The organism is Nitrosomonas oligotropha (assembly GCF_900106555.1).
GTDB lineage: Bacteria > Pseudomonadota > Gammaproteobacteria > Burkholderiales > Nitrosomonadaceae > Nitrosomonas > Nitrosomonas oligotropha_A.
Map to the genome: position 1 here is coordinate 43,870 of NZ_FNOE01000004.1, position 12,926 is coordinate 56,795.

A 12,926-nucleotide genomic window follows, 5' to 3' on the forward strand; every position below is an offset into this window, starting at 1 on the left:
ATTGCATTTCGACTACGATGCATAAATTAATTACAATATGTAATATTGTATAATTATAGATAAATGCAATATAATATGTAAGATTTTTCCTAATAATATAACAGGAGAACGCAATAAAGCCCACTATTCAAGCATTCTACGATCCGCCAACCTGGACCGTCAGTTATGTAGTTTTTGACAAATCGAGTGGAAGTTGCGCCATCATTGATCCAGTTCTGGATTACGATCCAAAATCAGGTAGAACCAGTACGCATTCTGCTGACAAGCTGATTGCATTCATCCGTGAGCGGCGATTATCGGTTGAGTGGATACTTGAGACGCATGCGCATGCAGACCATTTGTCATCCGCCGATTATCTCAAACATCAAGTGGGTGGAAAAACCGGCATTGGCGATCATATTCCCGCCGTACAGAAGACATTCAAAAAAATTTTTAATCTTGGCGATGAGTTTGTTCCTGACGGTCATCATTTCGATCACCTGTTCGCTGATGGCGAGTTATTCTCAGTTGGGAATTTAACGGGCAAAGCCATCTCTGTATCCGGCCACACGCCCGCTGATTTGGCATATCAGTTCGATGATGCCGTGTTTGTGGGCGATACGCTCTTCATGCCGGACATTGGCACCGCACGTGCGGATTTCCCGGGAGGAGATGCGCATCAGCTCTTTCATTCCATCCGGAAAATACTGGCTCTGCCATCAACAACACGGCTGTTTATGTGCCATGACTATCCTCCCGCTACGCGCACGGCGGTATGGGAAAGCACCGTGGCACAGCAACGCGCGCGCAATATCCATGTACATGACGGGATTGATGAAGACACCTTTGTCAGCATGCGCAACCGGCGTGACGCAACCCTGGAGATGCCCAATTTATTGCTGCCTTCGATACAGGTGAATATCAGAGCGGGGAAATTGCCGCCGGTCGAGACAAATGTCGTTGCCTACTTTAAGATACCGGTCAACTTGATTTGATGTGATTTACTGTGAGTGATCAAACCGGGCTGCTTTATCATCGGTTTATACCTGTACCGTGACGAAATTCCCATAGCGTTGGTCAAATTTGATGGCAATAAAACGAGTTCCAACCGAAAACCCTTTTTTCTCATAACGCTTATGCGTCACTTCAGCCACTGCTTGAAAACTGGGTGCATCAATTTTAATGACGTCATTGGAATCGAGTATCTCAGTCGTCATGAAACGTATTCCCATCGGCGAAAGATCCTGGCATGTACCTAAGCATGGCCGCCCCGGCCAGAATAAGTAAAACTCAAACTTTCCACTGATGTTAACCCGCCGCATGGCGCGCTGCGATGATTCCAGATTCTCATGATGTAATAAAAGCAATGGACTGCCGCATTCGAGACAATTTTCACTTTGATACACACCAGGTTGCGGCACATTGGGGGTTTTGCAAAACGAGCAATAACGCGTGATAACTGGCCGATACTGCTCGACAGCAAATTGCGATGTATTGTTTTCACGAACCGTCAATCCAGGTAAATTACTATTTTGTTGCGTAGTTTTTCTCGCTGCACGAAACAATCCTCCCGCGAATATATCATCATATTGTTGACGCATCCTGGGATCGGACAAAACTCGATAGGCTTCATCAAGTAACGCGGTATCTCCGACAGTACTCTTTTTTAGCGCCTGATAACTGGCCTTGATTGTGGCAATCGGCGCATCGGGTTGGATTTGCAGTATCCGGTAATAATTGCGTTGATTCAATCCGGATGGTTGCTCACTTCTTGCACTTTCTACTTCAACCTCCGTTTTAGAACCCAGCGCACCCTGGCTCAGGACTCTAATATGATAGCGCTTCAGCAACTCACGATCATAGGCGGCTCGCTTAACTGGATCTCGCAAGGTGTTATAAGCAATATTGAGTAAGCTGGCATTCCAATCCGGATTATTCAGATCAGCACGAATGTTCAGCTTTTGCATCAACACCCGATAGCTCTCTGTTATCACCGCCATCGGTGCATCGGGCTGAACATGTAGAATTCGATAAAAATTGCGCCGTTCAATCATCATTGTAGAATCAAAGCGTCTTACTCATTCACGATGAGCAGTTCAATTATTTAACTATAAATCTCAATAGCTTGCAATTACCTAGACAGCAGATTTGCAGTATACACTTATCTATTGACATCACCAATAAAACCTCTTCACATTTTGCTTGCCATTTGGATTCATCTACTATTCGCCATCCCAGTAGCAAAAAGCTTCTCAAACAAAATTTCCGGCGAGGTCTTGCATTTCATCCTGAATTACATATAATGAGAATCATTCTCATTATATGTAATTCTAATTAACCATGAACACCATAAACTCATCTCAAGCAATCATAAGAAATTCACCAAAACCTGATTTATTAAATTTAAGCACATTGATCAATAGCGATGTGCTATTCAAGAATGGCGATGTTGTATTAATACTGCATAAAGGCGAGCAATATTCGCTGCGTCGCACACGGAATGGCAAGTTAATTCTGAACAAATAGTGGATAAAAGACACATATCATGTATATTAATGCGTGTAATCTGTTAGCACTCTCGCTAGTCGTAAATCATCATGAACCGCAAGGCTGAGTGGATGCATAATCTGAGGTAATGCCGGGGTTTCCTCTGCAAAAATGCTAGATCCAACAAGTAATAAATACCATACAGAGTGATATCTTCTCACCACCCGGATACATCAAGAGATATTCACCTTAGGAGCTAAAAATGAAAGGTAACGCAGATATTATTCGCTGGTTGAATCAGCAACTGCAACATGAACTAACCGCCATTAACCAATATTTTCTTCATGCACGTATGTACAAAAACTGGGGATTCAACAGTTTAGGAAAACACGAGTTTGAAGAATCGTGTGAAGAGATGAAACATGCCGATACATTAATTGAGCGGATCTTGTTACTGGAAGGATTACCGAATTTACAGGATCTCGGTAAGTTGATGATCGGAGAGACCGCTGAAGAGTGCGTCGCATGCGATTTAAAACTTGAGTTAGCTTCGCGAGACACATTACTCGCCGCAATAGCGGCTTGCGAATCAGTGCAAGATTATGTATCGCGTGAAGTTTTTGAACGGATTCTGGAAGATACCGAGGAGCACATTGATTGGCTAGAAACTCAGCTCAATGTCATGCAAAAAATCGGTATCCATAACTGGCTGCAAAGTCAGATGTAGTATTTCCTGCCGCTGAAGTTTACCTCTTCCTTCTTCAGCGGCATATTCAGCCAGCCAGCCTGTCTCCAGGTCAGCCAGCCAATTTTTTATTCGCTGATGATTCTCAGGAGATATCACAATGAAATTTCTAAAGAAACTGGCATTGGCCAATACTTCCAGCACGATTCCTCATGATCATTTCACGACTTCAGAATCCGCAGATACTTTCGTATCCTGCTGCCTGCGCATTTTCACAAAATTGTCGTACGCATGGCAGCAAAGACTCGAGCACGCCAATCCAGAGATTACCAGTCCCCGCAGGATATCGAATAAGAGCATCCCTATTGTTGATTGGGCACCGCTGATCAAAGCAGCGTATTTAACTGAGACCAAGAGAAAGTACAGTCAGGCGGATGATCATCAATATAATTCCGGCTGCCAATTAGCCGGACGATCTGTTTTATGTGTTGGGGGCCGGATTAGGCTCTATCCGGAATACAGCCAATTAGTAAAAAGCTGCGACGGTTGTTTTATGGGGTTCCATGGCGGCTCGCACGATCATCTGGAAGATCTGCCAAAACTCCTGAAACAAGCGGATATGATCATTTGCCCGGTTGACTGCATAAATCATGAAGCTTTCTTCACCGTAAAACATTACTGCAAGCATTCCGGCAAACCGTGTGTACTGCTTGCGCGTTCCGAAGTTAATACTTTTCAAGCAGGAATCGGAGCTCTGGTTGCAATGACTGTATCAGGATCGTCACAATCTTGCTCAGGAAATATTACCAGCAGAGTTGTGAAATCCACTGAATGAGGACTCCATCAGAATTGATATTCCAAGACGTACAATTGCACTGCTATAAGGAATCATAGCCAATATCCACTAAAGTTTATTTTTTTTAGGTCGTTGAAACAGCTTCATTGCTGTTAATTTATTGACTAAACCATTAATAAATAAAACTTACCTGGAAAAAAGTTATGAAAATTCTTGTTCATTTCAAGTCTGGATTCAAGCAAACGTTTATCGTTCCCAAATGCATGCTGGCGCTCGAGTTCAGAAATATGGCCAAAGATATTGGCGGCAACATCGAAAGCATTGAATTTTCATTACCGCCCCGCCGGCAATCAAATATCTCTATCGCAGAACGCCGGTTGGGAATAGTCCGCTTACCTGAAAAACGTTAACGCAATTGCATTCTGGCCGGTCAGAATGGAATATCATCATCCATATCATCAAATCCACTCGGCGCTTTGCCTGATGAAGAAGACCGGTTAGAAACTGAGCTATCTTCTTCGTGATCAGGCGTCGACTCAAAACTGCCGCTTCCTGATCGATTCCCCAGCATTTTCATATCACTGGCAATAATATCCGTCGTATACCGTTCCACGCCGTTCTTGTCCGTCCATTTACGGGTTTCAAGCCTGCCTTCGACATAAACCGAGCGGCCTTTCTTCAAGTATTCTCCCGCAATTTCAGCAAGCTTGCGGTAAAAAGTGACACGATGCCACTCCGTTTTCTCTTGCTTTTCGCCATTTTTATCTTTCCAAGTATCCGTCGTTGCCAATGTAATGTTGGTCACCGCATCACCATTTGACATGTAACGCGTTTCCGGATCTTTACCCAAATTACCGATGAGTATGACTTTATTGAGCGACGCCATTTATGTTTCCTCCCCAAGCAATTTAATCACTTTCTCTTCATCGAAGCCTTTCATATCAACTTTCAGATAAGCCACCCGCTCATTGACCAGAACCAAAGCTTCATATACACCGGGTATCGCTGCGAGCTGACGCGAAAGCTCCGCCGATTGATCTGTATCCATTTCCTGTACATGGTACATTTTGGAGCGCACTGCTGCTGGCGCCTGCATCGTAGCAGCCAGTATCAACCATACCAGCAACAACGCCCCGCAGAACGCGTACAACGCATCGCTTCCATAAGTGGCAACCAAGTGACCGCCCACTGCGGCCCCGGCAAACGCCCCCAGAAACTGCGTACTGCTATAGATGCCGATTGCTGTTCCTTTCGCTCCGACTGGCGCGATTTTCGAAATCAAGGATGGCAAACTGGCCTCAAGCAAATTGAATGCCGTGAAAAAAACCAATAATGCAGCAGCCGTGCCCCAGATCGAGTCCAAAGTAATGGCCAGTAACAGCTGGCCTGTTAGCAACGTCGCAACGGCTGCAATAAATACCGGTTTTAATTTAGCCTTTTTCTCGGCGTAAATGATGGCTGGGACAATCAGCACAATCGATAAAACCAGAACCGGCAAATATATCTGCCAGTGATCGTCCGCAGCCATGCCCGCTTGGCGTAAGGTTAACGGCACCACCAGCCACAGCGCCATCAATGCGGCATGTAACGCAAAAATGCCATAATTCAAACGCAGCAACTGCGTATTGCGCAATACGCTGGCAAAACTTGCCGGCGATGCTTCCGTATCGGAATGAAAGCGGCTAATCACCGGATCGGGAATGACTTTCTTCACTACAATCATCGCCAGCAGCGCCAATATACCGGTCATGGCAAAAATCCCCGGCACACCAATCCATTGATTTAGAACTGGCGCAGCAATTAGGGAAATGGCGAAAACAGTGCCGATCGTCATGCCGATTGTCGCCATTGCTTTAGTACGATGCTCTTCGCGCGTAAGATCCGCTGCCAGCGCCATCACAGCTGCGGAGATAGCACCGGCGCCTTGAATGACCCGGCCCGCTATCACCCAATAAATATCGGCAGCCATTGCTGCAATCAGACTACCCACCGCAAACAGAATCAATCCCAGGTAGATGACGGGCTTGCGTCCGATGCGATCGGATAGCCAACCGAAAGGGATTTGCAGCACGGCTTGTGTGAGACCATAAGCTCCCAGCGCAATGCCGACCAAGGTGAAGTTGTCTCCGCCGGGCAAATCCTCGGCATAAAAAGCAAACACCGGCAAAATGATAAACAAGCCCAGCATGCGCAAGCCATACACACCCGCCAAACCGATGGTCGCACGTAATTCCGCCGGGGACATTTTTTCAGTTGAAGAAGAAGCAGACATGAATCAGGTTGTGATATTCCTAAAAAGTTGGGTATATTAGCAGGTTGACTCTTACATAGATAGTTCATGGAATCCATAAAAATACGGGGTGCGCGTACGCACAATCTGAAAAACATTCATCTCGATCTGCCACGTAACAAACTCGTGGTAATTACCGGTTTATCGGGATCGGGTAAATCCTCGCTCGCATTCGATACGCTCTATGCAGAAGGTCAGCGCCGTTATGTGGAATCGCTTTCGGCATACGCCAGACAGTTTCTGCAACTGATGGAAAAGCCCGATGTCGACTTGATCGAAGGACTTTCCCCGGCCATCGCCATCGAGCAAAAAGCGACCTCGCACAATCCGCGTTCGACGGTCGGCACGGTCACGGAAATTCATGATTATCTGCGTTTGCTGTTCGCCCGCGTCGGCGATCCTTACTGTCCCGAGCACAATATCACGCTAACTGCGCAAAGCGTTGCACAAATGGTCGATCATGTATTGCAGCTGCCGCCCGATACTCGCCTGATGATCCTCTCTCCGCTGATCGTGGAACGCAAAGGCGAGCAATCTGATTTATTTGATGAATTGCGTGCGCAAGGTTTTGTGCGTTTGCGGATCGACGGTGCAGTGCATGAAATCGATGCGTTGCCTAAGCTGCAAAAAACCAAAAAGCACACGATTGAAGTCGTGATCGATCGTTTGAAAGTTTCTCCGGAGGCCAAACAGCGGCTCGCGGAATCATTTGAAGTGGCATTACGTCATTCCGAAGGACGCGCGCTGGCAGTTGAGATGGATAGCGGCCATGAACACTTGTTTTCCGCCAAATTCAGTTGCCCGGTATGCAGCTATTCGCTCTCCGAACTGGAGCCGAGATTATTTTCATTCAATAACCCGCTGGGCGCCTGCACCAAGTGCGATGGCTTGGGACAGATCACATTCTTTGACCCGGCACGCGTGGTCGCTTTTCCGCACCTTTCACTGGCGGCTGGCGCGGTCAAAAACTGGGACCGGCGCAACCAATTTTACTTTCAGCTATTAACCAGCCTGGCGGCACATTATCAATTCGATTTGGAAACTCCCTTTGAGAATTTGGATGAATCCATCCGCAACATTATCTTGCATGGTTCCGGCAAGGAAAAAATCCATTTTTCCTATTTAACCGAAAACGGACGCAAGCAGCAAGAAACGCATCCGTTTGAAGGCATCATTCCAAATCTGACACGGCGCTATAAGGAAACCGAATCGCAAACCGTGCGCGAAGAACTGGCGAAATATCTCAATGCGCAAACCTGCCCGGAATGCCAAGGTACACGCTTATGTCAAGCCGCCCGGCATGTGCACGTTGCCGGACAGGCGATTTATGAAATTAGCGCTTTCCCGCTCAAAAAGGCCAAACAATTCTTTGACCAAATTGCGTTAACGGGCCACAAACAATCGATCGCCGAGCGCATCGTCAAGGAAATCTCCAGCCGCCTGCAATTTCTCAACAATGTCGGATTGGATTACCTATCGCTGGATCGCTCAGCCGACACGTTATCCGGCGGCGAATCGCAGCGCATCCGTCTCGCCAGTCAAATCGGCTCCGGTCTGACAGGTGTCATGTATGTTCTGGACGAACCTTCCATCGGTCTGCATCAACGCGATAATAGCCGCCTGTTGGATACGCTCAAAAATCTGCGCGACCTCGGCAATAGCGTAATCGTCGTCGAACATGACCAGGATGCCATTCAAATCGCGGATTATGTCGTCGACATGGGTCCAGGCGCCGGTGAGCATGGCGGTTTCGTGGTAGCTCAAGGCAGTCCACAGGCCATCCAAGAGGACGATCACTCTCTGACCGGTAAATACTTATCCGGAAAATTATCGATCCACATCCCGGAAAAACGCCACTTGCCGGATCACGACAGGATACTGCGGATTGAAGGCGCTGCCGGGAATAATCTCAAGAATGTTACGCTGAACCTGCCGGTTGGACTCTTTATTTGTGTCACCGGCGTTTCGGGATCGGGAAAATCCACGCTGATCAATGAAACGCTGCACCGCGCGGTCGCCCGGCACCTGTACGCCAGCAACGCCGAGCCCGCACCTTATCAGCAAATTGACGGACTGGCTTTTTTCGATAAAGTGATCAACATGGATCAAAGCCCGATCGGGCGCACGCCGCGCTCCAATCCGGCCACGTATACCGGTTTGTTCACACCGATCCGGGAATTATTCGCGGGTGTGCCGCAAGCACGCGAACGCGGCTATGCGCCCGGGCGCTTCTCATTCAATGTCAAAGGCGGACGCTGTGAATCTTGCCAAGGCGATGGCGTCATCAAGGTAGAAATGCATTTTCTGCCGGATATTTATGTCACCTGCGATGTTTGCCATGGCCGCCGCTATAACCGCGAAACACTGGAGATTCAATACAAAGGCAAAAATATTAACGAAGTACTGCAAATGACGGTAGAGAATGCGCATGAATTCTTCACACCAGTGCCGGTGGTTGCCCGCAAACTGCAAACGCTGCTGGAGGTCGGTCTCGGCTATATTACCCTGGGACAATCCGCTACCACACTATCCGGTGGAGAAGCGCAGCGGGTGAAATTATCGCTCGAACTATCCAAGCGCGATACGGGACGCACGCTGTATATTTTAGATGAACCTACCACCGGCCTGCATTTCCAGGACATTGATCTGCTGCTGAAAGTGCTACATCGGCTGCGAGATCACGGTAATACCGTAGTGGTGATTGAACACAATCTCGATGTCATCAAAACCGCCGACTGGATTATTGATCTAGGTCCCGAGGGCGGTGACGGGGGCGGATGCATTATCGCGGAAGGCACACCGGAAGACATTGCCGCCAATACAAACAGTTTTACCGGCCATTACCTGCAACCCATGTTGAAAAAATGAATCCGCGCGACTATTTGCTGGAAAGTTTCTCAGTGGCTGTGAAAGCTGCTAATCCAGCACATATCGTGCCGCAACATCTCCCCAATCCTCCCGCAGGCCGCACACTGGTTGTCGGCGCCGGGAAAGCTGCCACAGCCATGGCACAGGCAGTCGAAAATGCCTGGCCTACGGATGGACAGCTCGACGGTCTGGTAGTCACGCGCTATGGACACACACTACCAACGCATAAAATTAGAGTCATTGAAGCCGGGCATCCCATCCCTGACGAAAATAGCATACAGTCATCGCAAGAAATACTGGCTATGGTCAAGGCGCTAAACCCTGACGATTTATTGCTTTGCCTATTCAGCGGCGGCGGATCCAGCTTACTGTCCCTGCCCATCGAGGATATTTCGTTGCAAGATTTGAGGGAAGTCACCAATCAATTATTACGGTGTGGCGCGAATATTCAGGAAATCAACACGGTTCGCAAACATTTATCGGTTATTCAAGGCGGCAGGCTCGCCGCCGTTTGCAAGGCGCCAGTACTGGCTTTGATCATCTCGGATGTTACCGGTGATGCCGCAACTCATATCGCTTCCGGTCCCTGCGCACCCGATCCGTCCACCTTTTCCGATGCACTTACGGTATTGGAGCGCTACGATCTCAATGTGCCGCCAGCAGTTAAGCACGTATTACTGACTGGAAAAGCCGGTGCTGTGAATGAAACACCTAAGCCCGGTTCCGCTATTTTTACCCGCGTCGAAAACCGGATCATCGCCAATGCGCATCAGTCACTGGTTGCAGTCGCCGAATATTTCCGGGGTATCGGGGTTACACCTTTGATTATGGGTGATACCGTTAGCGGTGAATCTCGCGAAATCGCCAAAAGCTACGCTGCATTCGCCAAAGAGATCCATCACCACCCGCAATGGTTAAGAGCGCCCGTGGCTCTGTTATCCGGTGGCGAAACCACAGTCACAATCAAAGGTAATGGCCGCGGCGGACGCAATGCCGAGTTTTTGCTATCGCTATTGATAGAGCTTGCAGGTACTGAAGCGATTTACGCCCTTGCCTGCGATACGGATGGATTGGATGGCAGCGAAAACAATGCCGGTGCGCTCATTACACCGGATTCACTCCATCGTGCGGAAAAACTTGGCTTGAATGCTACAGCATATCTGGCCAATAACGATGCCTATACGTTTTTTCAGCTATTAGACGATTTAGTGATCACAGGCCCAACTTTCACCAATGTGAATGATTACCGCGCCATTCTCATTCTTTGATTGAGCATGTGTAATTCAGAGAATTCGCTGCTCGATTGCGGTCCACTTGTATTGATGACAATACCAGTCCTTGCTGAAACCATCTTGTGATGACATATTCATAGAATTGCTGATTTCCCGGTACCTTAAAATTCAGCGCTAATTTCTTACCACGCTCGGTCAGCAGCACATGCCCCAAGTCCAGATAATTATCAGCATTCCGTTGGAATCCTATTTTCGTTGGCTTACCGTCATAAAATAAACGTGTATGTTTACCGTAGCCTTTCTTAATAAAACCATCGCTCTCAAACACAACCAGATCAATCTCTTCAAGGCGCTTAAGTGTCGATCGGGTAATTCCTTGCTTCGTATAAATCTCATTTTCCACATCAAAAATAAGTGGCAGTAAATCACCTTGAATCCATACAAATTGACAAAGTGCCTTAAAAATCAAGCCATCTTCCGCGCTTAAATCCGATTGTTCAAACAAGTCATCTTGCAAATGAGTTTTTTCTGAATGCGCTACTTTGGAAACAACAAATTGAACAAATGTTGTCCATAAATTACTCATTCTCATACCGGAGTTATCACCCTGACTTCTTTTTATTTACTTCTTATCAGTAACCTGAGATTCCGTTTCAGACGACTCTTGCTTGTCATCCTCTTTGATTTCTTTTATGTGCTCATCCATTTTATTGGTGGATTTTGAAGTATCTTTCAATTTTCGCGCTTTAATCTCTTTGTTGATCTCCGCCAGAAATCCAATATTGTCTTTAAGTTGCTTGTCACTTCTGTACCAGGAAAAACATGTCACTGCACCCATAACGATCAATATCACGCTCATCACATCAATACCATCAAGGAAGATAAATGCGACCCCGGTCGAAATAGCAAACGCACCCAACAGGGCTGTCAACAACCACATTTTTGAGCCCGCGCCCGAACTCTTCCTTCGTTTATCCCATGCATCCAGATTGTCGCGCGTAGTAATCAGTTCTTCGTCTGTCCATTTCTTCATACTCATGACTGCAAATTCTCCTTTAAAAATCCTTCAATATTTCCTTAATTACAAATGCACAACCAGAAAAAGGCTAATGAGGATTTATTATATTTCTTTCTGACAATAAAAAAGGCACCAATCGGTGCCTTTTTTATGAGACTAAAACTTTCTTAGAAGTTGTGACGCATACCAATGCTATAGGTATTGCTATCTCTGAATACAGCATTTCTATCATCAATCATTGCACGTTGATAACCGCCGAAGAGGCTAGAACGTTTGCTGAGATTGTGGATTGCGCCAACGGTAAAGCTGCTTACTTCACGGCGTGATGCACCACCTGCCAATCCATGAGCATTTGTCATACCGCCTTGAGCGATAAAGCTGGTATTACCCCAGTCATATTGACCGCCTGCAAACCAGATATTACCGTCACCACCCCAATTCATCGCTGAATTGCACTGTCCACGTGAATCCGGTGAACCCGTTGCTGGGTTACCTAGCATACCTGCATTGGTACAAGTAGCTGCACCTACGGCATTGTTAATATTTTCATACTGGCCATTCAACTTAAAGTTTTGGAAACTCCATGATGCACCACCACGCCAGATATGCTCGTTGTTAACCAAAGGAGCATAACCTGCATTACCTGTTCTTTGGCGGGTACTGATGTTATCGCGAGAGTAACCTCCAAATACAGCTAAATTATGACCTTGAAATTGAGCTTCGTATTTACCTGCAACTTGGAAGTCCCATTCACCATCTTCACCACCTGAATTTGACTGACTTCCAGCAAAGCTACCCGATGGAGCGATAACATTTGCAGGATCTAATCTGTTAGAGTCGCCTGGCATTAATATACCCGAGAAGCTAAAACCTTCGACTTTTGGTGAATCATAGCGAGCTGCGCTATTTACGAAGCCATTTGCTCCTGATCCCAGACCATTTGCTGATGCCGACATAGTACCGCCGCTACCTGATGCTTGGAGGGTTGTATATGCAAATGGATCAATGGTCATACCACCAGCGAAATCTTTAAATGGTGATTGAACGCGACCAAATTTTACTTCACCCCAATTGTCATTGGCCAATCCAACCCAACGTTCACGCGCAATACCTAGAGCACCACTGCCTGTACTAAAACCGTACTCAACATGCGCTTTTGCTTTTAAGCCGGCGCCCAAATTTTCAGTAACATGCATACCCCATCTGGAACGACCTGTATCGTCACCGATATGAGCCTGGCTACTTTGACCTTCTTTGTTCACTGTTGCATATTCAGCTTGCACGCTACCAAACAGTGTTACGTTTGTTCCTTGTGCTGATGCAACCATCGGAGCTGCAAGTGCACCGGCTACTGCCAACGAAATAAGTTTCTTCTTCATACCGAAGTTCTCCTTTAATGTTAAAACGACTGGGGCCGTCTTATTTTGTCTCACTACATTCCGGTGGAATGCACCCCGCTTGTTCGGACCTCCCCAATCGGGAGGTTTGATTTGATTGTGCCCCAATACAGAAACATACTGCAAGAAAAACAAACAAATCTTGCACATTAAGCAACAAATATGTTGTTCTCA

The 12,926-nt window shown here is 46.9% G+C and carries 13 protein-coding genes; 7 read left to right on the forward strand and 6 right to left on the reverse strand.

Annotated elements, in window-relative coordinates:
* Positions 1-113: 113 nt before the first annotated feature.
* The gene (locus BLU57_RS03695) at positions 114-974 is read left to right on the forward strand and encodes an MBL fold metallo-hydrolase (protein WP_090316374.1); all 861 of its coding nucleotides are present in this window, start codon (positions 114-116) and stop codon (positions 972-974) included.
* 45 nt (positions 975-1,019) lie between these two features.
* Here BLU57_RS03695 and BLU57_RS03700 read toward each other — a convergent pair whose 3' ends face one another.
* Entirely contained in the window at positions 1,020-2,036 is a 1,017-nt protein-coding gene (locus BLU57_RS03700) for a J domain-containing protein (RefSeq protein WP_256206109.1), read from the reverse strand.
* Between the two features lie 283 nt (positions 2,037-2,319).
* On the opposite strand from BLU57_RS03700, the gene hemP reads away from it, so the two are divergent.
* The 4 genes from hemP (at position 2,320) to BLU57_RS03720 (ending at position 4,357) form a co-directional block, all read left to right on the forward strand.
* Entirely contained in the window at positions 2,320-2,505 is a 186-nt protein-coding gene (gene hemP, locus BLU57_RS03705; protein WP_090316377.1) for a hemin uptake protein HemP, read from the forward strand.
* Positions 2,506-2,728: 223 nt separating this feature from the next.
* A complete protein-coding gene (bfr, locus tag BLU57_RS03710) occupies positions 2,729-3,193 on the forward strand; it encodes a bacterioferritin (protein WP_090316380.1) in 465 nt (154 codons plus the stop codon).
* A gap of 118 nt (positions 3,194-3,311) precedes the next feature.
* Positions 3,312-3,986, forward strand: a complete 675-nt coding sequence (locus BLU57_RS03715) for a DUF2325 domain-containing protein (protein ID WP_090316383.1) — start codon at positions 3,312-3,314, stop codon at positions 3,984-3,986.
* A gap of 164 nt (positions 3,987-4,150) precedes the next feature.
* Positions 4,151-4,357 carry a hypothetical protein gene (locus BLU57_RS03720; protein ID WP_090316386.1) on the forward strand — a complete coding sequence of 69 codons (207 nt, stop codon included), beginning with the start codon at positions 4,151-4,153 and terminating at the stop codon, positions 4,355-4,357.
* A gap of 20 nt (positions 4,358-4,377) precedes the next feature.
* On the opposite strand, the gene ssb is transcribed toward BLU57_RS03720, so the two are convergent.
* Both ssb and BLU57_RS03730 read right to left on the reverse strand, forming a co-directional pair.
* A complete protein-coding gene (gene ssb / locus BLU57_RS03725; RefSeq protein ID WP_090316389.1) occupies positions 4,378-4,833 on the reverse strand; it encodes a single-stranded DNA-binding protein in 456 nt (151 codons plus the stop codon).
* Positions 4,834-6,219: an MFS transporter gene (locus tag BLU57_RS03730; RefSeq protein ID WP_256206108.1), complete on the reverse strand. Its 1,386-nt coding sequence runs from the start codon at positions 6,217-6,219 to the stop codon at positions 4,834-4,836.
* 66 nt (positions 6,220-6,285) lie between these two features.
* Here BLU57_RS03730 and uvrA point away from each other — a divergent pair, with 66 nt between their 5' ends.
* Together uvrA and BLU57_RS03740 are read left to right on the forward strand one after the other, a co-directional pair.
* Positions 6,286-9,105 carry an excinuclease ABC subunit UvrA gene (uvrA, locus tag BLU57_RS03735; protein ID WP_090316395.1) on the forward strand — a complete coding sequence of 940 codons (2,820 nt, stop codon included), beginning with the start codon at positions 6,286-6,288 and terminating at the stop codon, positions 9,103-9,105.
* Positions 9,102-10,373: a glycerate kinase type-2 family protein gene (locus BLU57_RS03740; RefSeq protein WP_090316398.1), complete on the forward strand. Its 1,272-nt coding sequence runs from the start codon at positions 9,102-9,104 to the stop codon at positions 10,371-10,373. Before uvrA ends, BLU57_RS03740 begins: the two co-directional genes overlap by 4 nt.
* Here the strand turns inward: BLU57_RS03740 and BLU57_RS03745 are convergent.
* The 3 genes from BLU57_RS03745 to BLU57_RS03755 form a co-directional block, all read right to left on the reverse strand.
* Positions 10,363-10,923 (reverse strand): hypothetical protein, encoded by a 561-nt coding sequence (locus BLU57_RS03745; RefSeq protein ID WP_256206107.1) that lies wholly within the window; start codon positions 10,921-10,923, stop codon positions 10,363-10,365. The genes BLU57_RS03740 and BLU57_RS03745 overlap by 11 nt on opposite strands.
* Positions 10,924-10,959: 36 nt before the next feature.
* Positions 10,960-11,376 (reverse strand): hypothetical protein, encoded by a 417-nt coding sequence (locus BLU57_RS03750; protein WP_090316400.1) that lies wholly within the window; start codon positions 11,374-11,376, stop codon positions 10,960-10,962.
* A 146-nt stretch (positions 11,377-11,522) separates the two neighbouring features.
* On the reverse strand, positions 11,523-12,734 hold the full coding sequence (locus tag BLU57_RS03755) for a porin (protein ID WP_090316658.1): 1,212 nt from the start codon (positions 12,732-12,734) through the stop codon (positions 11,523-11,525).
* Positions 12,735-12,926: the final 192 nt, after the last annotated feature.